Annotated in this window: 23 protein-coding genes and 2 pseudogenes; 20 read left to right on the top strand and 5 right to left on the bottom strand. The window is 60.1% G+C overall.

Going from position 1 to position 25,990, the window contains the following annotated elements; genetic code table 11:
* Positions 1 to 205 precede the first annotated feature (205 nt).
* Positions 206 to 483 (top strand): annotated as a pseudogene (locus ASD02_RS37130) (IS1595 family transposase); the annotation flags it as partial.
* A 49-nt stretch (positions 484 to 532) separates the two neighbouring features.
* Here ASD02_RS37130 and ASD02_RS17745 read toward each other — a convergent pair.
* Together ASD02_RS17745 and ASD02_RS17740 are read right to left on the bottom strand one after the other, a co-directional pair.
* Positions 533 to 832, bottom strand: coding sequence for a HigA family addiction module antitoxin (locus ASD02_RS17745; protein WP_057217589.1), 300 nt, complete (start codon positions 830 to 832; stop codon positions 533 to 535).
* Between the two features lie 240 nt (positions 833 to 1,072).
* Positions 1,073 to 2,602, bottom strand: coding sequence for a phospholipase D family protein (locus ASD02_RS17740; RefSeq protein WP_057217556.1), 1,530 nt, complete (start codon positions 2,600 to 2,602; stop codon positions 1,073 to 1,075).
* Positions 2,603 to 3,438: 836 nt separating this feature from the next.
* On the opposite strand from ASD02_RS17740, the gene ASD02_RS17730 reads away from it, so the two are divergent.
* From ASD02_RS17730 to ASD02_RS17720, 3 genes are all read left to right on the top strand, one after another.
* Positions 3,439 to 3,957 (top strand): VOC family protein, encoded by a 519-nt coding sequence (locus ASD02_RS17730; RefSeq protein ID WP_057217552.1) that lies wholly within the window; start codon positions 3,439 to 3,441, stop codon positions 3,955 to 3,957.
* Positions 3,958 to 4,076: 119 nt separating this feature from the next.
* Entirely contained in the window at positions 4,077 to 5,084 is a 1,008-nt protein-coding gene (locus ASD02_RS17725) for a zinc-binding dehydrogenase (protein WP_057217550.1), read from the top strand.
* Positions 5,084 to 5,539 (top strand): heme-binding protein, encoded by a 456-nt coding sequence (locus ASD02_RS17720; protein WP_057217548.1) that lies wholly within the window; start codon positions 5,084 to 5,086, stop codon positions 5,537 to 5,539. The genes ASD02_RS17725 and ASD02_RS17720 overlap by 1 nt, the downstream gene beginning before the upstream one ends.
* Before the next feature lie 5 nt (positions 5,540 to 5,544).
* Here ASD02_RS17720 and ASD02_RS17715 read toward each other — a convergent pair whose 3' ends face one another.
* On the bottom strand, positions 5,545 to 6,198 hold the full coding sequence (locus tag ASD02_RS17715) for a TetR family transcriptional regulator (protein ID WP_057217586.1): 654 nt from the start codon (positions 6,196 to 6,198) through the stop codon (positions 5,545 to 5,547).
* Between the two features lie 276 nt (positions 6,199 to 6,474).
* Here ASD02_RS17715 and ASD02_RS17710 point away from each other — a divergent pair, with 276 nt between their 5' ends.
* The 7 genes from ASD02_RS17710 to ASD02_RS17680 all read left to right on the top strand — a co-directional run bounded on the left by ASD02_RS17710 (position 6,475) and on the right by ASD02_RS17680 (position 15,310).
* On the top strand, positions 6,475 to 7,584 hold the full coding sequence (locus ASD02_RS17710) for a sugar ABC transporter substrate-binding protein (protein WP_057217546.1): 1,110 nt from the start codon (positions 6,475 to 6,477) through the stop codon (positions 7,582 to 7,584).
* A gap of 76 nt (positions 7,585 to 7,660) precedes the next feature.
* Positions 7,661 to 8,626 carry an ABC transporter permease gene (locus tag ASD02_RS17705; protein ID WP_057217544.1) on the top strand — a complete coding sequence of 322 codons (966 nt, stop codon included), beginning with the start codon at positions 7,661 to 7,663 and terminating at the stop codon, positions 8,624 to 8,626.
* Between the two features lie 9 nt (positions 8,627 to 8,635).
* Entirely contained in the window at positions 8,636 to 10,141 is a 1,506-nt protein-coding gene (locus ASD02_RS17700; protein ID WP_057217542.1) for a sugar ABC transporter ATP-binding protein, read from the top strand.
* Between the two features lie 7 nt (positions 10,142 to 10,148).
* Positions 10,149 to 11,090 carry an ABC transporter permease gene (locus ASD02_RS17695; protein WP_057217540.1) on the top strand — a complete coding sequence of 314 codons (942 nt, stop codon included), beginning with the start codon at positions 10,149 to 10,151 and terminating at the stop codon, positions 11,088 to 11,090.
* A 9-nt stretch (positions 11,091 to 11,099) separates the two neighbouring features.
* Entirely contained in the window at positions 11,100 to 12,131 is a 1,032-nt protein-coding gene (locus tag ASD02_RS17690; protein WP_057217537.1) for an alcohol dehydrogenase catalytic domain-containing protein, read from the top strand.
* An 87-nt stretch (positions 12,132 to 12,218) separates the two neighbouring features.
* On the top strand, positions 12,219 to 13,715 hold the full coding sequence (locus ASD02_RS17685; RefSeq protein WP_057217535.1) for an aldehyde dehydrogenase family protein: 1,497 nt from the start codon (positions 12,219 to 12,221) through the stop codon (positions 13,713 to 13,715).
* On the top strand, positions 13,715 to 15,310 hold the full coding sequence (locus ASD02_RS17680) for a GMC family oxidoreductase N-terminal domain-containing protein (protein ID WP_057217584.1): 1,596 nt from the start codon (positions 13,715 to 13,717) through the stop codon (positions 15,308 to 15,310). The genes ASD02_RS17685 and ASD02_RS17680 overlap by 1 nt, the downstream gene beginning before the upstream one ends.
* A 48-nt stretch (positions 15,311 to 15,358) precedes the next feature.
* On the opposite strand, the gene ASD02_RS17675 is transcribed toward ASD02_RS17680, so the two are convergent.
* The gene (locus tag ASD02_RS17675) at positions 15,359 to 16,177 is read right to left on the bottom strand and encodes an aldo/keto reductase (protein ID WP_057217533.1); all 819 of its coding nucleotides are present in this window, start codon (positions 16,175 to 16,177) and stop codon (positions 15,359 to 15,361) included.
* Positions 16,178 to 16,310: 133 nt separating this feature from the next.
* Between ASD02_RS17675 and ASD02_RS17670 the strand changes: the two genes are divergently transcribed.
* The 3 genes from ASD02_RS17670 to ASD02_RS17660 all read left to right on the top strand — a co-directional run bounded on the left by ASD02_RS17670 (position 16,311) and on the right by ASD02_RS17660 (position 20,026).
* Complete coding sequence (locus ASD02_RS17670; protein WP_057217530.1) at positions 16,311 to 17,882, top strand: acyl CoA:acetate/3-ketoacid CoA transferase; 1,572 nt, start codon at positions 16,311 to 16,313, stop codon at positions 17,880 to 17,882.
* Positions 17,879 to 18,664, top strand: coding sequence for an enoyl-CoA hydratase/isomerase family protein (locus tag ASD02_RS17665; RefSeq protein WP_057217528.1), 786 nt, complete (start codon positions 17,879 to 17,881; stop codon positions 18,662 to 18,664). The genes ASD02_RS17670 and ASD02_RS17665 overlap by 4 nt, the downstream gene beginning before the upstream one ends.
* A 102-nt stretch (positions 18,665 to 18,766) precedes the next feature.
* Positions 18,767 to 20,026 (top strand): glycerate kinase, encoded by a 1,260-nt coding sequence (locus ASD02_RS17660; RefSeq protein WP_057217526.1) that lies wholly within the window; start codon positions 18,767 to 18,769, stop codon positions 20,024 to 20,026.
* Between the two features lie 77 nt (positions 20,027 to 20,103).
* On the opposite strand, the gene ASD02_RS17655 is transcribed toward ASD02_RS17660, so the two are convergent.
* Positions 20,104 to 21,126, bottom strand: coding sequence for an aldo/keto reductase (locus tag ASD02_RS17655; RefSeq protein ID WP_057220995.1), 1,023 nt, complete (start codon positions 21,124 to 21,126; stop codon positions 20,104 to 20,106).
* A 155-nt stretch (positions 21,127 to 21,281) separates the two neighbouring features.
* Between ASD02_RS17655 and ASD02_RS17650 the strand changes: the two genes are divergently transcribed.
* The 6 genes and pseudogenes from ASD02_RS17650 to ASD02_RS17625 all read left to right on the top strand — a co-directional run.
* Entirely contained in the window at positions 21,282 to 22,424 is a 1,143-nt protein-coding gene (locus ASD02_RS17650; protein WP_057217522.1) for an acyl-CoA dehydrogenase family protein, read from the top strand.
* The gene (locus tag ASD02_RS17645; RefSeq protein ID WP_199197104.1) at positions 22,421 to 23,200 is read left to right on the top strand and encodes a 3-ketoacyl-ACP reductase; all 780 of its coding nucleotides are present in this window, start codon (positions 22,421 to 22,423) and stop codon (positions 23,198 to 23,200) included. Before ASD02_RS17650 ends, ASD02_RS17645 begins: the two co-directional genes overlap by 4 nt.
* Positions 23,201 to 23,208: 8 nt before the next feature.
* Positions 23,209 to 24,357 (top strand): dihydrodipicolinate synthase family protein, encoded by a 1,149-nt coding sequence (locus tag ASD02_RS17640; RefSeq protein ID WP_057217517.1) that lies wholly within the window; start codon positions 23,209 to 23,211, stop codon positions 24,355 to 24,357.
* Between the two features lies 1 nt (position 24,358).
* Complete coding sequence (locus tag ASD02_RS17635) at positions 24,359 to 25,216, top strand: sugar phosphate isomerase/epimerase family protein (RefSeq protein WP_057217514.1); 858 nt, start codon at positions 24,359 to 24,361, stop codon at positions 25,214 to 25,216.
* Between the two features lie 120 nt (positions 25,217 to 25,336).
* Positions 25,337 to 25,674, top strand: a pseudogene (locus ASD02_RS17630) (electron transfer flavoprotein subunit beta/FixA family protein); the annotation flags it as partial.
* A gap of 1 nt (position 25,675) precedes the next feature.
* Positions 25,676 to 25,990, top strand: a 315-nt coding sequence (locus tag ASD02_RS17625; protein WP_162255913.1) for an electron transfer flavoprotein subunit beta/FixA family protein, incomplete at both ends; no start/stop codon positions are given.

Genomic DNA, 25,990 nt, shown 5'->3' with positions numbered 1-25,990 from the left:
AGTGGAGAAGCTTGTTTGTCTCTACAACGCTCCAAGCGGACACAGATTTGCAATCCGTGAATGACTGGTTTGCGGCCAGTAGGCGACTGGTGATCTGCGATTCCGGAAGGAACGAGCGGAAAAGCAGACCGTCGGCCTTTAGGATCTCGTTTCAATAGCCTGGACAACCGACGTGGGGCGCAATGCTGCCGTTTGCAGACCTAAGCGTGTCCGTCGCACAATTACCGGCGTCATTCATCATATCAGCTGGCAGCATGCCGACCTGTATTTCCACGAGATCGGCTTCCGCTGGTCACAGCGCATTGTTACGGGCCAGGCAGTGCGGAAAAGCCGAAGTGGCAGGGAACGCATGAAAACCCTGTGTCGCGGGTACCGCGGGCGCTGCAATTGCTGCAAGTCTTTCGCGCCGCTATCGGCCGGCAAATGCGCAGAAGTCCAGATGGTGGGATCATCATCAAATCAGCAGTCGCTGTCTTTGGTTGATAAAGGCCATGTATCGACTGGAATGTGCCGTGCCAGGGGCAGGGTCCGGCTATGCTGCTCTATCGATTTCCGGGATCAACTCCAGTTCGCCGTGAAGCGCAGTTTCCACCGTCTTGAGGTTGAAGCTGGTCTGCATGTTCATCCAAAATTCCGGCGTTGTGCGGAAATACTTGGCGAGGCGCAGAGCGGTATCCGTCGTTATCGGTGTTTGCTCCGCCGCTATACGCTCGATGCGAGTGCGAGGGACATTGAGCTTTTTCGCCAGTGAACCGGCGCTCATGTTCAGCGGAAGTAGGTACTCCTCGCGGAGGATTTCGCCCGGATGGACCGGAGGAAGGATATGGGTCATCTCAAGCTCCTGTGTGCCACGATTGGCCATCAATGGTCGTCAACTATTTCGACGTCTTCGATACCGGCATCTGTCCATACAAAACATATGCGCTACTGATCATTGATTCCTCTCAAGAGCAGAGACTCGATGGTCGGCGGCTCTCCGGCCAAAGCGGAATAGGAGCCCCAGATTTTCTTAGGGCGGTTTTCCCCCTGCCAACGCTAGGCCTAATACCGGCGCGCCCGCGTCGCGAAAACCTCAGAGCTGCGAGCCGATAGGGAGAATCGCATAAAATCCCGCCACGAATTGATCCCAGGGCGAACCCGTAGGCTCATGATAATAGATCCGCTGCGTCCCGTCCGGCTCGGTCTGCGTCCACGAGATCCGCTTGTCCTTGTTCAGCCTTACGGCAAAGGTTTCTTCTCTTAAAACGCCTCTTAGGGCATTCGACGTCATCCTGGTAAATTCAGGCGAGTCGATCAGAATGCCCATCTCCGTATTGATATTCACCGACCGCGGGTCCCAGTTGAACGAGCCGACGAACAGGTAACGATCGTCGATGGTAAACGCCTTGGCATGCAGACCCGATCGCGATTCACCCCAATTGACGCCGCGCCGCGCTTCTTGATCTGCGTCAGGCCGAAGTTCGTAGAGGTGGACTCCTCCTTCCAGAAGAGCCCGCCGGTCCTTTGCATAATGCGCATAGACTGGTTTCACGTCGTTTGATGCCAGCGAATTGGTTACAACCAACACCTCGACGCCCCGCGCCTCAAGTTCCCGCAACCACTCTGTGCCGCGTTTGCCGGGCACGAAATACGCAGAGATGATCTCAATCTTTGATGTCGCATCGGCGAAATACTTTGACAGTTGAGAGGCAAGAATCTCTTCTTCGTTGTCTTCACCGGCCGTTTTTGAAGGGGGGTCCGAGTACATTTTGGCGGGAACCCACGCGAGCTTCAGCGTCGATGGCGTTAGATGCTGCTTCGCAGCCGCACGCACCACGCTGGCATATTCCGTCTCTCGAGCATCCCCGACGATCTCGTCAAGGCGATCGCGCGCTTCGTCGAGACTGAACCCCTCTGGTTCGCCAACGACGGCGCGCGCCGGCACTGCAAACTTGCTGTTCCAGTACTCATCAAAGTTTGTCGAGACTTCATCGACAACGGGTCCAGCCACCAGCACATCGAGATCCGAATAGTTCAATTCCCTCTTGGCCAGGAAATACTCATCGCCGATATTGCGGCCACCGACGATCGACATGGCATTATCGGCGGTCATCGACTTGTTGTGCATCCGGCGGTTGATCCGCTTGAAGTCGGTGAGGACGGCCGCGACAAGGCTCTGATCCCGCCAGAACGGGTTAAAGAGCCGGATTTCGATGTTTTTATGCGAGTCCAGAGCCGCTGTCACGGCGTCATAGCCCTTAGTGTCCATGTCATCGAGCAATAGCCGCACCCGCACACCCCGATCCGCGGCTTGCAGCAAGCTCCACGCAAAGATTTTTCCGGTAGGATCATTGTGCAGAAGGTAATACTGCGCATCGATCGTCTGTTCGGCGGCCGCTGCAAGCGCCAAGCGCGCCGCCAGCGCTTCTTCTCCGTTGCCGATCAGCCTAACCCCGGAGCGACCGTCCCTAGGATCACCAAGCCTTTGGACAGCTTGTGTCAGCCGCGTGCTTGTCGGCTGCGCGGGCGAATATGACGGTGCTTGCTTGAATGTTTGCACGGTGTGAGAACAGGCGGCGAGGAGGAACAAGGAAAGCCCTGCGGCCAGGATAAATGATTTCATACTACGCCCCAGCCAGAATGCTCCACGCCACCGCCCCTTCGCGGCTCGCAAAGCTAGACTTTGGCTGCGCCGCGCACTTTGTCGCTACTACAGATATGCTCTCACGTTTTGAGATTGAGCACCATTCCCGGAGTGATATCGTCCACCAAACCTCATTGTCGCTCCGGGCCGGAAGGTGCCAAGGAGCCGCTTTCGCTTCGCGCGACATCATCGATATCGCCCGGTCGCTCGTCAGGCAGGGCAGGTGATGGCGAGGTCCCGAAAACCTCGTTGTCTGCGGTCCCTCAATCAAAACGGAGCGGCTTGTCGGGCCTAGGCTTCCCGGATCCCGGCCGTTCGCCGTCGCGCTGCGGATCCTCCGAGACGAGGCTTTTAACCGGTTAAGCCGCGCGCGAACGGGCTCTGGCAGCGCTCCTGCCGGCGCCTGGTACGCTCATTATTTTCTCGAGTTGCCGGCGGTTCGAACCCACTCAAGGCGAGTGATGGAAGCCAACTGGTCCACCTCAATCAGCCGTGGCCCACCAGTTATTTGCGGCCCCTCACTTTCGGAAGATTGCTCAAGAGGGACTCGCACGCCTTTGTGATGTGGGTAACGAGCAGTTCTGTCGCCTTTGATCGCCATGCATGACAGGCCCGCCCGGCAATGTCTGGTGGGAATGCCGGTACCGCTCGGCCACTGCGGCGGTCCGGGTTCAGGTTTAGCTGTTTTCCATTTTGCGTAAAGCGCGGGTCCCGACGGGAGGGAAACTGGTTGCAATTAAATAACTAAATAGTTACATACTAAATTCGGTCGGCTTTTAGCCGGCGTGTGAATGGACCGCTCGGAGGGGGAATCGATGAAGGTTTTTGGGATGCAGCATATCGGCTTTACTGTGCCTGATCTTGAGGAGGCTGCGGGCTTTTTTGAAGCCGTATTCGGTGCCGCTAGATGCCTACAAACAGGGCCTATCGATGTGGACGACACCTTCATGCAAAGGCGCCTCGGTGTTCCTGCGGGCAGGCGGATCGAAAACATCATGGTGCTACGGGTCGGCAACGGGACCAACCTTGAACTGTTTCAGTATTCCGGAGAGGTTGACGGCGATGCGCCCCTTAAACGCAACAGTCAGCCGGGCGGTTTTCACATGGCGTTCGAGGTTGATGATTGCGAGGTTGCGGCAATGCGCTTGCGTGAGGCAGGTGTCGAGGTGCTCGAAGGGCCGACATATGTCGACAGCGGCGCCATGGAAGGGCTGACCTGGCTCTATCTGAAGGCCCCGTGGGGTCAGTTCCTCGAGGTTGTCAGCATGCCGGGTCCGCTTGGCTATGAACAGGCGGGAGGTCCGGTGCAATGGTCGCCGGTAACCGGTCGCTGACGCATGGTCCCTCCGCTCCGTTCGGTTTGGCGAGCGGATCACCTTCTAAGCACTAATTCACACAGGCAATTTTCCGTTGTCTTGGATGCGGTCATCTTCCTCGGCCGGAAAGGACCTTCATGCCCGATGAAATCATGATTGTCGCAAAGCAGGCCTTTGAGCTGGCGTCCTACGAGGACTTGCCGTTGAAGGCGGGCGAAGTTCGCGGGCGCACGCTCTACACCCTCGTCAGCCAAGGCACTGAACTGGGCTGGGCCAGTGGCGATGCTTTTCCCATTCGTCCCGGTTATGCCGCAGTCTTCAGGGTTGATGAGGTCGCCGGGGATGTCGTCGGCCTTCGGCCCGGCGAACTGAGGTTTGCGATGGGTGCTCATCGCGCCACGCAAACGCATCTCGCCAGACACACCCTGCCGCTGCCGGCTGATCTAGACCCCGGAACTGCAACGCTTGCACGTCTGATGGGCGTGTCGATGACCACGTTGATGACAACCATGGCTCGCCCCGGCGACCGCGTCGTCATCACAGGAGCCGGCCCGGTCGGCCTTCTCGCCGCACACCTTTTCAATATCAGCGGCTACCGTGTGACCGTCGTCGACCCTGACGAGCGGAGGCGAGCGCAGTTGGCACGAAGCGGTCTTTCCGATTGCAGAGAGCGGATGCCTCTTGGGGACGATGCCTTCGCCGGTCGGGTCGCGCTTGTCGTGGATTGCTCGGGGCATGAAAATGCGATCCTTGATGGATGCCGCCTTGTGCGCAGGCTTGGGGAGGTGGTCATGGTTGGCGTTCCCTGGCGCAAATGGACGGATGCATCTGCCCACGATCTCATGAACGCCGTCTTCTTCAATCTTGCCAGCCTGCGCTCTGGTTGGGAGTGGGAAATCCCAATGCACGCGCAAGGATTTCAATGGGAGGAGCTTCTCGCAGGGTACAACAATGCACCCCATTCAGTTTTCAGCGGTTTCTCGCTTGCGCTCGACTGGCTCGCTGAGGGCCGCATTCCACTCGACGGCCTGATACGGCAGGTCGTGCCAAACAATCCTTCATCGCTCTATTCGGATATCGCGGCCAAGCGCATTGAAGAGCCCTTCATCGTTCTCGATTGGACCCGTCTTGAGGGGGGAGAATAATGGAGCGCTCTCACCAGGAAAGTGGGCTGATCGTCACCGCCACGGCGCTTGCTGCAAATGCTGGGCTGCGCCTTGTCGGTCATGTGGTTGCGTACGCATCCAGGAACGCCTGGCGGGTGGCAGTTTGCGTGGTCGATCCGCAAGGCGCGACACTTGCGGCGGCGCGAATGGATGAGGTGGCGCCGCCAATCTTAGACTTCGCGATGGACAAAGCCTTCACCGCGGCGACGATGAGACGTACGACGGAAGCGTTCTTTGAGAGAATGGACAATAGTCCTTCGCTGCGGCTGGGCCTAGCCAATCGGTCTCGGCTTTTGGTCTGGGGCGGAGGTCTGCCAATCATCCACGGCGACCGGGTTGTCGGCGGGATTGGTGTGTCTGGTGCGCGAGACGTCGAAGATATCGAATGCGCCCGCCATGCACTCGACCTCGAGGGGCTGTCTTTCGAGCTCTAGCGAGCTTAGGCGCAAACCAGCCGCATGATGGTCTCGATATTGAAGCGGAGGCGTTCGTCGACCGCCTCCCTCGCCATCAAGTCACGTTCGAACACGATCGAGCCGGTGAAGCGGTTGGTGAGGTAATAGTAGCCGATTGCCGCAATGGTAATGTTCAGTTGCACTGGATCGATGCCGTGGCGAAAGACACCTTCAGAGGCGCCTCGTTCCAGCAACACTTCCACCATGTTGACGAACTTGCGGCTGGCCGTCTTGATCACTACGGATTTTTTCAGGTGCTTGGCGCGATGCAGGTTCTCGCTGTTGACCAGAGTGATGAATTCGGGGTTTTTCAGATAGTATTCCCAGGTGAAACGAACGAGCTTTTCGAGAGCTGCCTTTGGCTGCAAGTCATCGAGGTTAAGCTTCTGTTCCGCCGTGCGTATGTCGATATAGGCATCTTCCAGGACAGTCTGAAACAGGCCCTCCTTGCTTTCGAAATAGTGGTAGATCATCCGCTTGTTGGCCTTGGCCTTCTCGGCGATTACATCGACTCTCGCGCCGCCTAAGCCATTCTTTGCGAATTCTTTTTTGGCGGCATCCAGAATGCGTGCCTTGGTCGCCTCCGCATCGCGGATGCGCGGTTTGCGGCCCGGCTTTTCGGTCGGTTCGTTGATCATGCTCAAGGCCATTCCTCCAGCGCGCTCGCGGCTCATGTTGGCCAGTCATACACGCCAGCGTGCGTATCCGTCAAAGCGGTCAGTCGAAAATCATCAAGGCCGCAATCGCGAAAGGCTCTTGACTCCGGCTCCATCAAAGAAGTAACTAGTTAGTGCGTTAAGTGGGCGTGGGAGAGCTGAGGAGGCTCGGCCCCGAAGGTGTGGATCGCCTTTGTTGCCCTCTGAAAAACCCGCCGAATGCGGGGAACGTTCAAACGTGGATTTGGGAGGAACGCCATGTCGACCTTTATCAAGGACTTTATCGAGCGCGAGACGCTCAGCCGTCGCCACTTCATCCTGGCCGCCGCCGCCGGCGTTGGGGCCATGACGGTTCCGGCCATTCTCGGGCGCAGTGGCGCACATGCGGCGCTGGTCGATCCGGCCATCGCATGGAGCTATCGCGATCGCGCCTCCGCCTACTGGAATTCGGTGATCTCGGGCGCTGAGGCTTTTGTCGAAACGATCGGCAAGCCGAAAGGTGCGCTTGTCAGCCTGATCAATGAAGGCTCGTCGGAAAAGTCACTCGCCGACATCAAGGCCTTCCTCGCCAAGAACAACGGCAACTGCGCGATTGCCTGCGATGCCAATGACAGCCCGAATGCAAGGCCAGTGGTGGAGGCGGTGTCTGCCGCCGGAGGTTACATCTCGACAATCTGGAACAAGACAGACGATCTGCATCCCTGGGACTTCGGTGATAACTACGTCTCCCACATGACCTGGTCGGACGAGAAACCGGCGGAAGAAACCGCGCGGATCCTGTTTGAGGCCATGGGTGGCGAGGGCGGAGTTGTTCATCTCGGTGGCATTGCTGCCAACAACCCTGCGGTTGAGCGCCTCAATGGCCTCAAGAACGCACTCAAGGATTATCCGAAGATCGAACTGCTCGACGCGCAGCCGGCCGACTGGGACACGCAGAAGGGCGCGGAACTCATGGCGTCGTTCCTGACCCGTCACGGTGACAAGATCAAGGGCGTACATTGCGCCAATGACAACATCGCCTATGGAGTGATCGAGGCCCTCCGGGCCGAAGGCATCGAAGGCATGCCGATCGTCGCTTACGACGGCAATCTCGAGGCCGTGCAGATGGTGCTGGAGGGTCAACTCCTGGCGACCGTCTTTACCAATCCGCATTGGGGCGGCGGCGTCACCGCGGCGCTCGCCTATCACGCAGCAATCGGCAGCTTCAAACCGTCCGAAGAGTCGAAAGAGCATCGTGAATTCTACGGTCCGACGATCCTCGTTACCGCCAAGGATGCAGAGGAATTCAAGGCAAAGTATCTCGATTCCGTGCCGGCTTACGACTGGAAGGATTTCTGGGGCCCGTCCAACGGCCAGATCCAGTACTGAGCTATCCGTCTGATGGAGGCGTCGTCGCATTCGCCTCCATTTCATTCATCACAGTCCGGGCGAAGGGGTGCCTAACGTGACACGTCGCATATCGCGCGAAACCTTGATCAAATGGGCGCCGTTGCTGGTGCTGATCGCGCTGGTGATCTTTTTCACCGCCCTCAATCCGACCTTCTTCTCGGTCCGCAATTTTGCCCGCATCGCCATCGCGGCGGCGCCGGCGCTGATGGTCGCCGTCGGCGTGACATTCATCATCATCATGGGATCGATCGACCTTTCCATGGAAGGAGCGATCTCGCTCACGGCGGTCGTATTCGCGTTCGCCTTTGCGAAGTTCGGCGGCACGCTGATGAGCGCCGGTTGGCTGGCCATTCCGCTTATCCTTATGGTCGGCGGGCTGATCGGGCTCGTCAATGGGCTGGTTCACGTCAAGCTGCGAATACCCTCCTTCATGGCCAGCCTTGCGATGGGCTTCGTTGGGACCGGGGCTGCAATCCTCCTGACGGGCGGCGATATCGTCAAGGTGAGCGACGCAACGTTTCGGGGACTTTTGACCGTGCGCTGGTTCGGTTTCCCGATCATGGTCTACATCGCCGGCTTCTTCCTGCTCGTTGCCTGGTTCATACAAGCGCACACCACGCTCGGCCGCAACTTTTATGCCGTCGGTGGTGGCGAGGAACTGGCACATGCATCCGGTCTCAACGTCAACCGCGTGCGTGTCACCGGTTTCGCGCTTGCCGGCGTCTTTTACGCACTGGCAGCGATCCTGGTCGTGGCGCGCATCGGTCAGGCCGAGTCCGTGACCGGCTCGAACTTCATGTTCATCTCGATCACCTCGGTCGTAGTGGGTGGCGTTGCGCTCTGGGGCGGGATCGGGGGTGTGTGGAACGCGCTCGTCGGCGTCCTTATCGTCGGTGTCATCAATAATGGAATGGTCGTCGTCGGTCTGCCCGATTTTCTCCAGGACGGGGTTCTCGGATTGCTCGTCATTCTTGCTGTCGTGCTGTCGACCGACCGCAAGATGGTTTCCTTCGTGAAGTGAGGCAGGGCCATGTACGAACTGAAAGCCGTCGATAAGAAATTCCCCGGTGTTCACGCACTCAAGGCTATCGATTTTCACATCAAGCGCGGCGAGATCGTCGGGCTGGTCGGCGAGAACGGCGCGGGCAAATCCACATTGATGAAGGTGATCTACGGGGCCTACCAACCCGATGGCGGGCACATTCTGATCAATGGCCAGACCGTGCGCTTTGCCAATCCTCGCCAGGCCATGGAGAAGGGTATTGGCATGGTCTTTCAGGAGCAGTCGCTGATTGCCAACCTGACGGTGATGGAGAACATTTTCCTTGGTTACGAACAGCAGTTTGTAAGGTTCGGCGTCATCAACTGGAACGCAATGGCAACGGCAGCCAAGGCGCAACTCGCCAAGGTCAAGCTCGATATCGATCCCGCGACCATTACCTCGAAGCTTTCCTTCGCGCAGCGACAGCTTGTGGAACTTGCCAAGGTTCTCACCCTCGAAGAACGCGTTGACGGTGATCTGGTCATTCTTCTCGATGAACCGACTTCGGTTCTGTCCAAGGAAGAAGTGCAACTGCTCTTCAAGCTGGTACGCGAACTGGTCACGCGCGCGTCCTTCATATTTGTCTCCCATCGCATGGACGAGGTGATGGAGCTTTCAGACCGTATCTACGTGATGAAGGACGGTCATGTCGTCGATGTCGTGGAGCGCGGTACCGCCCAGACCGAAGCGATCCAGCACAAGATGGTCGGCCGCAACGTCGACAAGGAATACTATCGCGAACAGCTGCAGAAACCCTTCGATCGATCCAAGGTTCTGGTCGAGATGGATGGGGTCGGACTGCCCGGACGCACGAAGGACATCTCCCTAAAACTGCATGCCGGGGAAGTCTTGTGCCTGGTGGGAACGGAAGGGTCGGGGCGCGAGGCGATCTTGCGGATGATCTACGGAATGCTCACCCCAACCCAGGGAAATCTCCAGATCAAGGGCGGCAAGGTGAAGATTTTCTCGCCTCGCCACGCAGTGAACCAAGGTGTCGGCTACGTCCCTCGCGAACGCAAGGTCGAGGGCATCGTCGCCGGCATGAACGTCTACGAGAACATGACACTCTCGCAAATGAACAAGCATTCTCGCGCCGGCGTCCTGCGGATATCCGAAGAGCGCGCACTTGCGCGCGACTGGATCAAGAAGCTTTCGATCAAGGCACATTCCGAATTCGCGGATTGCGGAAACCTGTCCGGCGGCAATCAGCAGAAGGTCGTTCTAGCCAAGTGGCGATCGGCGGGATCGGACATCATGCTGCTCGATCACCCGACCCGCGGCTTGGATATCGGAGCCAAGGAAGATGTCTACGACATGATCCGCGAAATGAGCGGTGCCGGTGTCGGCATCGTCCTGGTCGCCGATACCCTGGAGGAGGCCATCGGGCTGTCTCACACCATCGTCGTCGTGAAGGATGGCCGCATTCAGAAGAACTTCGATTGCGTGCCGGGGGCAAAGCCCTCGCTATACGATCTCCTGCATTACATGATCTGAGGGAAACATGGACATTCAGCGTCTCAAACCGCATCTTCCCTGGATAACGCTGCTGGTGCTCGTCGCCCTCGTCGGCGTTACCCACCCGGGCTTCCTGAAGCCAGCCAATCTCATGAGCCTGGCGGGTGATATCGTGCCGCTGTTCATCATGGCACTCGGACTGACCTTTGCCATTTATATCGGCGGGATAGATCTGTCCGCCCAGTCGATGGCGAACATGGTGACCGTCATTGCATCGGTCTACCTTGCCTCCATGGGCGCCTGGGTCGCTGTCGCCTGCGTTGCCGCAGGCTTCCTGCTGGGCACATTGTCGGGGTATGTGACGACGCGGCTCTATGTTCCGTCGTTCATCTCCACTCTTGCAGTCGGCGGCGTGGCGTTCTCGGTCGCGCAATGGCTTTCCGGGCAGCGCGCGCTCAACATGGACGCGACCCAGCGAAACGAGACCTTCGGCTGGATGATCGGTCGTACATGGGGCGTGCCGAACGAACTCTTGATCTCGGCCGTGCTGCTTTGCATCTGCCTATTTATCGAACGCCGCACGACGCTCGGCCGGGCGCTGAAAGCAGTCGGCGCCGGCGAACTGGCGGCTGCGGCCTCCGGGCTCAACGTGGCACGCTACAAGATCCTTGCCTTTGCAATATCAGGGGCACTGGCGGCGATTGCCGGACTGCTCTTTGCCGTCAAGCTTTCAGGCGGCGCGCCGACGATTGCGAACGGGTTCCTGCTGCCGGCAATCGTTGCGGTTTTGGTCGGTGGTACGCCCCTGACCGGGGGTGTCGGAGGCGTTCTCAACACGGTCATCGGAACGCTGATTGTCGCCGTCATCCGCGCCTCCATGCTCTATTTCGAGATAGACGCAACACAGCAGCAGATGGTTTTCGGCATCGTTCTCATTGTCGCGATCGCACTCACGATCGATCGCGCCAAGTTGCGCACGGTGAAATAGGAGGCGGCGATGGGCAAGATGCAAGCCGCGGTTCTGGTCGAACCGCGCCGTTTCGAGATAATTGCGGTCGAAGTTCCGTCGATCGGCCCCGATGATGCCCTTATCCGTGTGACGCGGACAGGCATATGTGGGACCGACGTCCATATCTTCAACGGCCATTATGCCGCCGACCGGCTACCACTTGTTCCAGGCCACGAGTTCTGCGGCACGGTCGCCGACTTCGGCGGGAGCGTTCGCCATCTGCAGCGTGACATGCGCGTGGTCGTGGACATCAATATCGGTTGCGGCACCTGCTATTGGTGCCGCCGCAACGAGGTCCTCAACTGCGCCGAGGTTGTCCAGGTCGGCATTGGTCGCGATGGCGCCTTTGCCGAGTATGTGGCCATCCCGGCGCGCCTCGTCATACCGGTTCCCGACACCGTGCCTGATGCCGTACTCGCCTTGACCGAGCCGGTCGCATGCGTTGTGCGTGCGGCGCGCAAGGCGAATGTGACATTTGGGCAATCGGTCGTCGTTTTCGGAGCAGGCCCGATCGGCAATCTGCACGTTCAGATGATGCGCCTGGTGGGTGCCGCTCCAATCATTGTTACAGATCTGTCGACTGACCGCTGCCGAATGGCACTGGAGGCGGGAGCGGACGCGGCCGTGTCGGACCCCACCACTCTCAAGGCGACGGTGATGGCCATGACCGACGGACGAGGCGCCGATATCGTCATTGAAAGCGTTGGTAGCAAGGCGCTCTATGGCCAGGCGTTTGAACTGTCTCGTCGTGGTGGCCATGTCGCCTTTTTCGGGATCACAGCGCCTGGCGAGACGGTGCCGGTCGATATCCTGAAGACCGTGCTTGAAGAGGGCGGTTTGAAGGGATCGGTCGCTGGCATGGGCGAGGACATGCATGACGCGTTGACGCTCCTTGCACACGGTCGGTTCGAGACGAAGGACTTCACCGGCGCCGACTATCCGTTGGATCGAATCCAGGAGGCGTTCGATACGCTCGCCAATCGGTCCCATCACCTCAAGACCCAAATTGTGATGGCGTGATCGCGCAGGCGTTGCTAGATCGCGCATAACTGTTCAGTTACTAATCCATCGCCTGATGGATACGGAATCTCAGAGTGGAGGCATCCCATGGACCAAGTCAAAAACTACCTTCTCCCGCCAAAGGCCCCGCGTGAATTTGGCTTCTTCGTGGATGGACGGTGGCATGAGAGCCGTGACCAGTTCGAGCGCCTGTCGCCTGGCCATGGCGTTCCAGCCACGCGCACCGCGAAATGCACTCCGGAAGATTTGAACGCAGCTGTTGCCTCCGCTCGCCGGGCTTTCGAGGATCGCCGTTGGTCCGGCCTTTCGGGGGCCGCCCGTGGGGCAGTCCTTTTGCGTGTTGCCGAGATTCTGCGGCAACGCCGGGATGAGATCGCCTACTTTGAAACATTGGAGAATGGCAAACCGATCGCCCAGGCGCGCGGAGAGATTGATCATTGCATCGCCTGCTTTGAAGTCGGCGCCGGTGCCGCTCGGCTCTTGCACGGCGACAGCTACAATTCGCTGGGCGACGGACTATTCGGCATGGTTCTTCGCGAACCGATCGGTGTCGTGGGTCTCATTACCCCGTGGAACTTTCCATTCCTCATTCTTTGCGAACGCGTGCCCTTCATCCTTGCCTCAGGCTGCACGATGGTGGTCAAGCCTTCGGAGGTGACGTCCGCGACCACGCTCATCCTTGCCGAGGTGCTCGCCGAGGCGGGACTGCCTGATGGCGTCTACAACGTCATCACCGGTTCGGGCCGCACCATCGGCCAGGCTCTGACGGAACACCCTGATGTGGACATGCTGTCCTTCACCGGCTCCACCGCAGTCGGGCGCTCGTGCGTTCACGCGGCCGCCGACAGCAACTTCAAGAAGCTCGGACTGGAACTGGGAGGCAAGAACCCGATCATCGTTTTTGCGGATTCGGATCTCGAAGATGCGGCGGACGGGGCGGCATTCGGCATCAGCTTCAACACTGGGCAGTGCTGCGTCTCGTCTTCGCGGCTCATCGTCGAACGCTCAGTGGCCGCGGAATTCGAAAAGCTTCTCGCCGAAAAGATGGCGCGGATACGCGTCGGCGATCCTCTCGATGAGGCTACCCAGGTCGGAGCGATTACCACCGACCAGCAGAACACGACCATTCTGGATTATATCGCCAAGGGCAAGGCGGAAGGCGCACAGCTCGTTACAGGCGGCCAGGCCATTGATCTCGGCAAGGGCCAATATATCGCACCGACGCTGTTCACCGGGGTTTCCCCTGACATGGCGATCGCCCGGGACGAGATCTTCGGGCCCGTCCTCTGCTCGATGTCGTTCGACACGATCGAACAGGCGATCGAGTTGGCCAACGACACTGTCTATGGCCTCGCTGCCAGCGTGTGGACCAAGAACATAGACAAGGCATTGACGGTCACCCGCCGCGTTCGCGCCGGTCGTTTCTGGGTCAACACGATCATGGCAGGTGGGCCGGAGATGCCGCTGGGCGGCTTCAAGCAGTCCGGATGGGGACGCGAGGCGGGCACCTATGGCGTGGAGGAGTACACCCAGGTCAAATCCGTTCACGTCGAGATCGGCAAACGCTCACACTGGATCGCATGATGGTGCAAGGATTTGACTATGTGATCGTCGGAGGCGGCTCGTCGGGCTGCGTGCTTGCAGCGCGCCTTTCGGAAAACCCAGCGACAAGGGTCTGCCTCATTGAGGCCGGTGGGCGCGACAGCCATCCGCTGATCCACATGCCGGTCGGTTTTGCAAAGATGACTGCAGGCCCGATGACCTGGGGTCTGACCACGGCGCCGCAGATACATGCTAACAACCGTGAGATCCCCTACGCCCAGGCGAAGGTACTCGGCGGCGGATCCTCCATCAACGCCGAGGTATTCACCCGCGGTCACCCGAGCGATTACGACCGCTGGGTGGAAGAGGGGGCGGAGGGCTGGGGCTTCAAGGACATCCAGAAGTATTTCTTGCGGTCCGAGGGCAACACGATCCTCTCGGGACAATGGCATGGAACCGACGGGCCGCTCGGCGTCTCGAACATAGCCAATCCGCAAGTTCTGACGCGTGCCTTCGTTCAAAGCTGCCAGGAGTTCGGAATTCCGTACAATCCGGATTTCAACGGCCCCGTTCAGGAGGGCACGGGCGTTTACCAGACTACGACCCGCAACAGTCGGCGCTGCTCGGCGGCTGTGGGATATCTGCGCCCGGCACTCAAGCGCCGGAACCTGACGCTGGTCACAGGCGCGTTGGTGCTTCGGGTGGTTTTTGAAGGGCGACGCGCCGTGGGTGTCGAATACGCGACGGGTGGCGCCTCCAGGATCGTTCGCGCCGACAGTGAGGTCATCGTGACCTCCGGCGCCATCGGCACACCCAAATTGATGATGCTTTCCGGCGTCGGCCCGGCAGCGGCCTTGCGCGGCCATGGTATCGACGTGGTCCAGGATATGCCTGGTGTCGGCGAGAACCTGCACGATCACTTTGGCGTCGATATCGTTGCCGAACTCAAGGGACATGACAGTCTGGACAAGTACAACAGGCCGCATTGGATGCTTTGGGCCGGCCTGGAATATGCATTGTTCAAGTCCGGCCCGGTTGCTTCGAATGTCGTTGAGGGCGGTGCGTTCTGGTATGCCGACAAGGCCAGTCCCTGTCCCGATCTTCAGTTCCATTTTCTGGCTGGGGCGGGGGCGGAGGCCGGCGTGCCGAGTGTTCGAAAGGGCGCCTCCGGCATCACGTTGAACTCTTACACGGTGCGTCCGAAATCGCGTGGTTCAGTCGCCTTGCGTTCGGCCGACCCGCGCGCGCTTCCGATCGTAGACCCCAATTTCCTGGGTGATGCCGATGACCTGCGGATCTCCGTCGAAGGCATCCGGATCAGTCGGGAAATCTTCGCACAGCCCTCGCTGCAGAAATATATCAGGACCGTGCGTTTTCCAGACCAGAACGTGCGCACCACCGCTGATTTCGAGGCCTATGCACGTCAGTACGGGCGCACATCCTACCATCCGACCTGTACCTGCAAGATGGGACGAGACGAGATGTCAGTGGTGGATGCCAAGCTGCGTGTTCACGGCCTCGATGGTCTGCGCATTTGCGACAGTTCGGTCATGCCGAGCTTGGTCGGTTCCAACACCAACGCGGCATCGATCATGATCGGCGAAAAGGCCTCCGACCTGATCCGTGGTAACGCTTGAGGCAACTTCATGCGAACGGAACGGGCGGCCTTGCGGCCGCCCTTTCCGTTAGTCCCATTCAGGAACCCAGGGCAACATGCCCGGGGTGATGATGCGATACCCGGTATGCGTCATGGAATCGATCCGATCCATATCGATCGAGGACAAGGTAAAGTCCATGATCTCGAAGTTCGCCCGGATATTCTCCGGCTTGGTGGACATCGTGTTGAGCGGTACGCCCTTCTGCAGGATCCAGCGTAGCGCGATCTGCGCGGCGGATTTTCCATAGGTCGCGCCAATCTCCCCAAAGATCGCATGCTTGAACACCTCGCCACGGGCAACCGAAGCGTAGGACGAAAGCGGGATCCCTGTCTCGGTCGCTGCAGCCAGAAGCGCCCTCTGATCAAGCAGCGGGTGAAACTCCACCTGGTTGGTCACGAGCGGGACCTCCGAAATCGCTTTGGCTTCACGCATCATCCGGGCGGTATAGTTGGAGACGCCAATATTGCGCGCCATCCCGGCGACATGAGCCTTTTGCAGGAGGCGCAACGACGGAGCGACGTCGCCGCCGATTGGTGGCCAGTGCAAGAGGAGAACATCCAACTGGTCTATCTTGAGCGCCTTCAGGCTCGCTTCGACCGAGGGGAGGAACTGCGCCTCGGTGTAGTTGTCGGGATGGACCTTGGAAGTGATGCACAGCTCGTCGCGCGCAACGCCTCCCTCGAGGAGCGCCTGCCCCGTATCGGCCTCGTTGCCGTACATTTGCGCGGTGTCGAAAGCCCTGTAGCCGACATCAAGCGCGGTCTCGATTGCGGCTTTCAATTCGCCTGCCTTCAGCGGATAGGTGCCAAAGCCCCGTTGATGGCATTTTTCGAAATAGATGTTCATTGCTCCTCCTTCGCGTTTTGCGGCTTTGCGCCGTTGTGGCCACGGCGCAAATTGCCCTTGCCTGCCCTTCATTGTCGTGTTTAATGTATAACTGGTTAGTTACTTAGTGCAACGACAAAAGGAGTGCGCAGCAATGTCGAAGGTGAAAACTGCAGCGGAAGCCGCCGGGTTGGTTAGGGACGGTGCCGTGCTTGCGGTTAGTTCCTCTTCGGGGCTTTGCTGCCCCGATGCGGTCCTCAAGGCGCTGGGAGAGCGCTTTGAGCAGGAAGGCCATCCTCGCGGATTGACCTCTGTGCATCCGATCGCAGCCGGCGACTTCTTTGGCACAAAAGGTGTCGATCACATCGCAAAACCGGGCATGCTCTCCAGGATCATCGGAGGATCCTACCCGTCCGGACCGAGCAACGCCGAGCCACCCCTGATCTGGCAGATGATCCTGAAGGAGGAAGTTGCAGCCTGGAACGTGCCGTCGGGCATTGTGTTCGACATGCTGCGCGAGGGCGCTGCCAAGCGGCCGGGCGTGTTGACCAAGGTCGGAATGGATACGTTTGTCGATCCGGACCAGGAAGGCTGCGCGATGAACGCGACGGCCCGTGGCGCTCCGATGGTTAGCCGGGTGGAATTTGCTGGCGAGGACTGGCTGCATTTTCCGGCTATCCATCCCGATGTCGCCATCATCCGCGCGACGACGGCCGATGAGAATGGAAATCTGACATTCGAGCAGGAGGGCGCGACGCTCGGTGCGATGGAGATGGCGCTGGCGGCTCGAAATTCCGGCGGACTGGTGATTGCTCAGGTCCGCAGGGTTGCCGCGACAGGGACATTGCGTCCACACGACGTTCGCGTTCCCGGCATCCTCGTCGACGTCATCGTCGAAGCGCCCGACCAATTGCAAACGACTGCGACCCCTTACGACCCGGCCATTTCAGGTGAACTGTTTCGGCCCCTGCACACATTCCGTATCCCGGCTCTGGACGTGGGCAAGGTGATCGCACGGCGCGTCGCGCAGGAACTACAAGCGGGTTGGGCCGTCAATATCGGGTTCGGTATCTCGGCCAACGTGCCGCGTGTTCTCATCGAGGAAGGACATCACGGCAAGATCACATGGGTCATCGAACAAGGCGCCGTCGGCGGCATTCCTCTGCTCGATTTCAAGTTTGGCTGTGCCGCCAATGCCGAGGCGTTCGTCGCATCACCGCATCAGTTCTGCTATTTCCAGGCCGGAGGTTTTGACTGCTCGCTGCTTTCCTTCCTCGAAATCGACGCCGAGGGTTCCGTGAATGTCAGCCGCCTGGCTGCGACACCGCACCGGACTGCCGGCGCAGGCGGCTTTGTCGACATCACGGCACGAGCGAAAAAGATCGTCTTCTCCGGCAATTTCAACGCCGGCGCCAAGATGCGGCTTGAAGACGGGCGCCTGGTCATCGACAAGGAAGGACGGGTCGCCAAGATTGTTCCCAAGGTCGATCAGGTCAGCTTTTCGGGCAGGCGTGCCCGTGCCCAGGGCCAGGACATCACTTATGTCACCGAACGCTGTGTCATGCGGCTGGAGGCGGATGGGCTGGTTATCACCGAGATCGCGCCCGGTATCGACCTGCAGCGCGATGTCCTCGCCCAGGCGACAACGCCACTGCGTGTTTCCGACACGCTGAAGATCATGGACGACGTACTGTTTCGCGCGTCAACGATGGGGATGGCGCTGTGACCGACCCGCGTCTCGACCTCGCAATTTCCGGGGATATCGCCTGGCTGACGATCCGGCGGCCTGACAAGCTGAACGCGCTCGACGCCGATATGGTCGATGCGCTGATGCCGATATGTCGCGCGATAGAGCGTTCCACCGCGCGGGTTGCGATCCTGACGGGGGAGGGATCCCGATCATTCTGCGCAGGCGGCGATATCGATGCGTGGAGCAGCGCCTCGCCGAAGGCTTTTGCGCGTCATTGGGTGCGCGACGGCCATGCTGCCTTCGACGCGCTCGCACGCCTTTCCGTGCCCTTGATCGCGGTCCTGAATGGACACACGCTGGGCGGCGGATTGGAGCTGGCGGCCTGTGCTGATCTGAGGATTGCCGAAGCCCATGTGCGCATCGGTCAACCGGAGCCGGGTCTGGGCATCATCCCGGGCTGGTCAGGCACGCAGCGTGTGGCGCGCCGCTTCGGCGCCCAAATCGTGCGACGGATGTCGCTCTTCGGCGAAGTCTATACAGCTGATCAGGCGCTTGACCTGGGCTTGGTCGATCAGGTGGTTGCGACCGGCGAGGGGCTGGCTGCGGGCGAGAGGGCCGCGGCACGGGTGATCGGTCGCTCGGGTCGGGCGGTTGAACTGACCAAGATGCTGATCAATGCCGCGGAAGGCGAGGAAAACGAACGGGTCGTTGAAAGCTTCGCCGGTGAGATCGCCGCAGGCTCTGAGGAATTGCAGGAGGGCCTGGCGGCGTTTCGAGAAAAGCGTTCGGCGTCCTTTGCGCAAAAGGCGCGCCCGTGACGGCAGCGCCAAAACGCTCCGACACAGTGTCGCCTTGATGCATGTCGGGGCGTTGTGTCGAAACAACGGACGTGGAAACTTAAACGAGATGGACGAGATTTTATGACGCCCGAAGACAGGATACTGCTTCGCGACCTATTCAGCGTCGCCGTTAGTGCCGCCGATCCGGAAACAGCCCTTCGCGCGCATCTTCCTTCACGACCGCGCGGACGCACGATCGTTATCGGGGCCGGCAAGGGAGTAGCTCAACTCGCCCGCGCATTCGAGCGCTTGTGGGATGCGCCCGTCGAAGGGGTGGTGGTCACGCGCTACGGCTATGGCGTGCCGTGCGAACGGATCCGCGTCGTCGAGGCTGCGCATCCGGTACCCGATCTTGCCGGGCTCGAGGCGTCGCGGCTGCTTTTTCAGGCGGTCGAGGGATTGACGCAAGACGATCTTGTCGTAGCTCTTGTGTGCGGTGGCGGGTCGGCGCTTCTTCCGTGCCCACCAGGTCGCTTGACGCTTGAGGACGAAGTGGCGCTGAACCGGGCCCTGCTTTCGAGCGGCGCACCGATTTCGGTGATGAATGCCATCCGCAAGCAGGTGTCGGGCATAAAGGGAGGCCGTCTTGCAGCCGCCTGCCATCCTGCGAAAGTCGTCAGCCTCGTGGTCTCCGACGTGCCGGGGGACGATCCGGCGCAGGTTGCATCGGGGCCGACGATACCGGATGCCACCGATCGCGCCCATGCGCGGGTAATGGTGGATGCCTGGCGCATCCGCATCCCACCGAAGGTGGCTGATTGGCTCGCAGACGATCAGGGGCTCGCGCCGTTTTGGCGCGACCATGTCTTCGCAGGACATGAAGTGCATGTGATCGCCTCGGCACGGCTCTCTCTCGAAGCCGCTGCAATCCATGCGCAGGCCGAAAGCATCCCAGCAGTCATCCTGTCGGACGCGATCGAAGGTGAGGCCCGGGACGTCGCCCGGGTCCACGCGGCAATCGCGCGCGAGGTTGCCCTGCGCGACAGGCCGTTTACCCGACCGGTGCTGATCCTGTCCGGCGGCGAAACCACGGTTACCCTTCGCGGCAATGGGAAGGGCGGACGCAACACCGAGTTCCTTCTAGCCTTGGCGATCGCAGCTGACGGCGTCCCCTTCACTGCCATCGCCGGCGACACCGATGGTATTGACGGTTCCGAAGACAATGCTGGTGCATTCGCCGATGGACAGAGTGCGGCTCGGCTGCGCGCGCTCGGCCTCGATCCTGTCGCCACGCTTTCCGCCAATGACGCCTGGACGGCATTTGACCGTCTGGGGGACCTGTTCGTACCCGGCCCGACCGGGACGAACGTCAACGATTTCCGTGCCATCCTGATCAGGTGAGCCTGGCGGCTCTACGGGGCCGACGCAAATTGCCGAAGAGGCTGGGCGGAGCCGGCCTCTTCGGCAGGCGTATCGCACTAGCCGGCTACAGGCGTCGGTGCATCCTCGCGCAAAAGCCCCTTGACCTTTAGATCGACCCAGAAGTCTGCGGGGATGGGGTGCGCAAACCAGGCCAGGTTCTGGTTCAACTGCTCAACCGTCCGCGTACCAGCCATAAACGACGGAATGGCCGGATGCGCGACCACGAACTGCAGCGCAGCTGCGGCCAGCGGTACGTTGTGGTCCCTACAGACCGCTTCGATCCTGCTGACCTTGTCGAGGATCGCTGTCGATGCGGGCGCATAGTTATACTTTGCTCCCTCTTTTGCCCCAGTCGCCAGAATGCCTGAATTGAACCCTCCGCCGACAATCACTGCGGCGCCTCGCTCCTCGCACAGGGGCAGGAAGGCATCGAGCGAATCCTGCTCGAGAAGGGTGTAGCGGCCGGCCAGAAGGAAGCAGTCGAAATCCCTCTGTTTCAAGGCTTCAAGGCAGACTTCCCATTCGTTGACGCCGACGCCGATCGCCTTGATCGTCCCCTCATCCCTCAACTTCTCGAGGGCACGCCATGCGCCGTCCATGGCTTGTTTGAAAACCTCCGGCTGATCGTTTCCTCGTGTGAAGACGTCGATGTCATGGATGAAGCAGACGTCCATCCTTTCGAGGCCCATGCGCTGGAGGCTGTCCTCGAACGCCCGCATCGTCCCGTCGTAACTGTAGTCGAAATCCATCTCAAAGGGAGCGGCGTCGACCCAGGGCGTGAAATCGATCGTCTCCCGCTTAGCTGGCTTCAGCCGGCGGCCGACCTTGGAGGAAAGGACGAAGTCGTCCCTGTTCTTCCAGCGCAAACTGTAACCCGTTCGCAGTTCGGCAAGCCCATGACCGTACATCGGCGCGGTATCGTAAAACCGGACGCCGGCGTTCCAGGCCGTGTCGAACATCGCCTCGGCGGTCGGCTCGTTGATGGGGCGAAAGATGTTGCCAAGTGGCGCCGTTCCGAAACCGAAGGTGGTCACGTTGATGTCGATCCGACCGAGTTTGCGCTTTTTTCCGGGGTGCATGCTGATCCTCCTTAAGTAACTGAATGGTGAATTGTAACCACGCCCGGAGGACCGGCGCAAGCCGGTTGAAGCAACGTCGAAAAATTTTCTGACTTGACGGAAAGGAGTTCGCGGCAGTATGTAACTAGATAGTTACTACTAGCGGGATGGAGAACATGTATCTGAGCGAAACGCAGGACCAAGTGCGCGAGATGGCCCGCGCCTTCGCCGACGAAGTGATCCGGCCGATGGCGGAGCAACTCGATCGCGAGGAGCGATTCCCGGCCGACCTCTATGATGAAATGGGCAAGCTCGGCCTGTTCGGAATTGGTGTTCCCGAAGCGCTCGGCGGGCCGGGATTCGACACCTTGACCTATGCCGTGGTGATGGAGGAACTCAGCCGCGGCTACGCCTCGGTCGCCGATCAATGCGGCCTGATTGAGCTCATTTCCACGCTATTGGTGCGCCACGGAACAGTGACCCAGCAAAAGATGCTGCCAGCCGTTTTGAGCATGCAGACCAAGGTTGCCTACTGCATCACCGAGCCGGAGGCCGGCACTGATGTTTCGGGTATTCGCACGACGGCGACGCGCGACGGCAACGGCTGGCGTCTGAACGGCGGCAAGATCTGGATACACAATGCTCCGGTCGCAGACGTCGGCTTCGTGCTCGCGAGAACCGACAAGGAAGCGGGCAATCGCGGCATGTCGATATTTGTCGTCGATCTGCACGCCGCGGGTGTCGAGAGAGGGCCGAAGGAGCACAAGATGGGTCAGCGGGCAAGCCAGGTCGGCGCGCTGACGTTTACGGATGTGAGCCTTTCGGCGGATGCGCTTCTGGGCGAGGCAGGTCGTGGTTTCCACATGATGATGTCCGTTCTCGACAAGGGGCGCGTCGGTATCGCAGCCTTAGCCGTCGGCATTGGGCAAGCCGGCCTTGAGGCTGCCGTCGACTACGCCGGTACCCGCAAACAGTTCGGCAAATCCATCGCCGACTTCCAGGGCGTACAGTGGCTTTTGGCAGACATGGCAAAGGACATCGAGGCGGCGCGGCTCTTGGTTCATTCGGCCGCATCCAAGATTGATGCCGGCGCGGACGCGACCAAGGCTTGCTCGATTGCCAAATGCTTTGCCGGCGACATGGCCGTTCAGCGCACGGCAGACGCCGTGCAGGTCTTTGGCGGTTCGGGCTATATTCGCGGCTTCGAAGTCGAACGCCTCTATCGCGATGCGAAGATCACCCAGATCTACGAGGGTACCAATCAGATCCAGCGCATGATCATTGCGCGCGAACTTCTGAAAAAGGGAGCACGCGCATGACTGGGACTGATATGCGCCCGGTGGCGCTGGTTACCGGCTCGTCGCGCGGTATCGGTCTGGCTGCTGCGGAGGCATTGGCGAAGGAAGGTTTCGCAGTGGCGGTCAACGGTCGCGGCGATGATCGCGAACTTGCCGCGGCGGTTGCTCGCGTTGCCGCGCATGGCAATCCAGTGATGGCCACTCCCCTCGACGTCACAAACTTTGCGGCCCACGAGAATGTCCTGGCAAATATCGAGGCGCAACTCGGCCCTTTGACGACCCTCGTCAACAATGCGGGCGTTGGGGTATTGCAGCGCGGCGACCTGCTTGATGTTTCACAGGAGAGCTGGGATCGCTGCATCGACGTCAATGCCAAGGCCATGTTCTTCCTCAGTCAGGCCTTTGCTCGCCGGCTGTTGTCTCGTCAACGGTCTCGGATGTTTCATTCGATCGTCAACGTGACATCGTCGAACGCGGTCGCGGTCGCCGTTCAACGCTCGGAGTACTGCGCCTCGAAATCAGCAGCAGCGATGATCTCCAAGACGCTCGCCGTGCGGCTAGGACCCGAAAACATCGCAGTTTACGACGTGCAGCCGGGACTGATTGCCACCGACATGACGGCACCAGTCATCGATACCTATCGCGAGCGGGCCGAGCAGGGCCTGACCCTGTTTCCGCGCCTCGGTAAACCCGAAGAGATGGGGGCGATCATTGCGTCACTGGCGACCGGCAAATTTCCCTACACAACCGGACAGGTGATCTCGGCGGACGCCGGGATGCTGGTTCCCCGCTTCTGAGGTTCATCATGAAGATAGCGCTTCCCGATACGAATGGCAGGCTGACCGATTACTCGCTGACAGGTCGTCCCATCGCTCAGGCCGTGCTCGGCAATAACCCTGCCCGGGTGGTCTATTCCGCCGCCCACGTGGTCGCTGATCCCTTCACCGCCAATGACCCGTCGGGACGCGCGACGATCGATTGGGAAAAGACCATGGCGTTTCGCCGATATCTCGCCGGGCTCGGCCTTGGGATCGCCGAAGCCATGGATACCGCCCAGCGAGGGATGGGGTTGGACTGGCCCGGCGCACTGGAACTGATCCGCCGCACGAAGGTCGAAATACCGGATGCCCTGGTCGCAAACGGTTGCGGCACAGACCATCTGGATCAGGCAGCGTCCTATACGCTTGATGATGTCAGGCGGGCCTATCTCGACCAACTCGAGGCCATCCAGAAGGTCGGTGGACGCGTCATCCTGATGGCATCGAGAGCATTGGTGAAGGCGGCCAAGACGCCCGAAGACTACGTCAAAGTCTATTCCGATGTGCTAGGCGCCTGCGACCAGCCCGTCATCCTTCATTGGCTGGGCGAAATGTTCGACCCGCAGCTTGCTGGCTACTGGGGATCGAAGGATTTCGCAAAGGCCATGCCGGTTGCGCTTGCCGTCATCAACGAGAACGCCTCAAAGGTCGATGGCATAAAGATCTCGCTTCTCGACAAGCAGAAGGAGATCGACATGCGCCGGCTCCTGCCGGCCGGTGTGAAGATGTATACGGGCGATGACTTCAATTACCCCGAATTGATCGAAGGTGACGCCGAGGGCTTTTCGCATGCACTGCTGGGCATATTCGATCCGCTCGCACCCGCTGCGGCATTTGCGGTGAAGAGCCTGGGCGACGGCGACACGTCCGCGTTTCGAGCCACCCTGGATCCGACAGTGCCACTGGCGAGGCTGATCTTCCGTGCGCCGACGCAGTACTACAAGACAGGCGTCGTGTTTCTCGCTTGGCTCAACGGATTCCAGGACCACTTCGTCATGCTGAACGGTGCGCAGGCGATGCGGCCCTTGCCTTACTTTACCGAAGTTTTCCGGCTGGCAGATGCATGCGGCCTGCTGCGCGAGCCCGAAATGGCCGTCAACCGGATGAAGCGGCTGCTCGCATTTTACGGAGCCTGAGATGAGGAACTTTGCCAATGATCACAGGGCGCTGGCTCTCAACACTGCAAGCCTCGGCCACAATCTCGAAGGCTACGGCGCGGGATGGTCTGCGGAACGGATCATTGACGCCTGCGCCGAGCGCGGTCTCGGCGCGGTCGTTTTCTGGCGCCGCGAAATAGGATCGCAAGCGTTCCAGATCGGAGAGCGGGTCCGTGCTGCCGGCATGACGGTCGCAGGTCTCTGCAGAACGCCCTTTCTCGTCGGCTCGCTGGCGAGTGATGCGCGCGCGGTCATGGATGACTTCGAGGCCTCGATTGACATGGCGGCAGCTCTGCGCGCCAAAGTCTTGACCATTGTCGTGGGCGGCGTTGAGCCAGGCACCAAGGGTGTCGAGGAAAGTCTCAAGATCGTCGCTGACCGTGTCGCGGAGGCCGCCCCCTACGCTGCAGCACACGGCATCAGGCTGGCGCTTGAGCCACTCAATCCGGTCTATGCCGGGAACCGCTCCTGCCTGACGACGCTTCGTGACGCCATCGATCTCTGCGACGCGATTGCCGCGCCGAACGTCGGCGTCGCGGTCGACGTCTATCATGTTTGGTGGGACACGGACGTTGCCGCACAATTGCAGCGGGCCGGCGCCGACCGCATCTTCGGCTTTCATCTCTGTGATTGGCTTGCCGACACCACCGACGTGCTTCTCGACCGCGGGATGATGGGCGACGGCGTCGCGGACCTCAAGGCTTTGCGCAAGGCGGTGGAAGGGGCTGGCTATTCGGGTCCTTGTGAGGTGGAGATTTTCTCGGCGAACAATTGGTGGAAGCGCGATCCCGGCGAGGTGCTCGACGTCATGGTCGAACGCTTCTGCACTGTCTGCTGATGCCTGGAGAGATTGCCATGAAAATACTTGTGACGGTTAAGCGGGTGGTTGACTACAACGTCAAGATCCGGGTGAAGGCTGACGGCTCGGGTGTCGAGCTTGCCAACGTGAAGTAAGCGGGTGGTTGACTACAACGTCAAGATCCGGGTGAAGGCTGACGGCTCGGGTGTCGAGCTTGCCAACGTGAAGATGTCGATGAACCCGTTCGACGAGATCTCGGTGGAAGAGGCGCTGCGGCTGAAGGAAGCCGGCAAGGCCGACGAGGTCGTGGTCGTCTCGGTCGGTCCGGCCAAGGCCGAGGAAACGCTGCGSACGGCGCTSGCCATGGGCGCCGAYCGGGCGATCCTGGTCGAGACCGACGACCAGGTCGAGCCGCTCACTGTTGCCAAGATCGTCAAGGGTGTGGCCGAGGCCGAACAGCCGGGGCTGATCATCGTCGGCAAGCAGGCGATCGATGANCGAGACCGACGACCAGGTCGAGCCGCTCACTGTTGCCAAGATCGTCAAGGGTGTGGCCGAGGCCGAACAGCCGGGGCTGATCATCGTCGGCAAGCAGGCGATCGATGAYGAYTCGAACCAGACCGGCCAGATGCTGTCGGCGCTTCTGGGCTGGGCCCAGGGCACCTTTGCCTCCAAGGTCGAGATCGGTGACGGCAAGGCAACGGTGACGCGTGAAGTCGACGGCGGCCTGCAGACGATCGACATCAAGCTGCCGGCGGTGGTGACCACCGACCTGCGCCTGAACGAGCCGCGTTATGCCTCGCTTCCCAACAT

It is taken from the genome of Ensifer sp. Root1252, from assembly GCF_001425885.1.
Lineage (GTDB): Bacteria > Pseudomonadota > Alphaproteobacteria > Rhizobiales > Rhizobiaceae > Ensifer > Ensifer canadensis.
The sequence above is the reverse complement of the archived record's forward strand: the minus strand, read 5'-3'. Positions and strand labels throughout refer to the sequence as shown.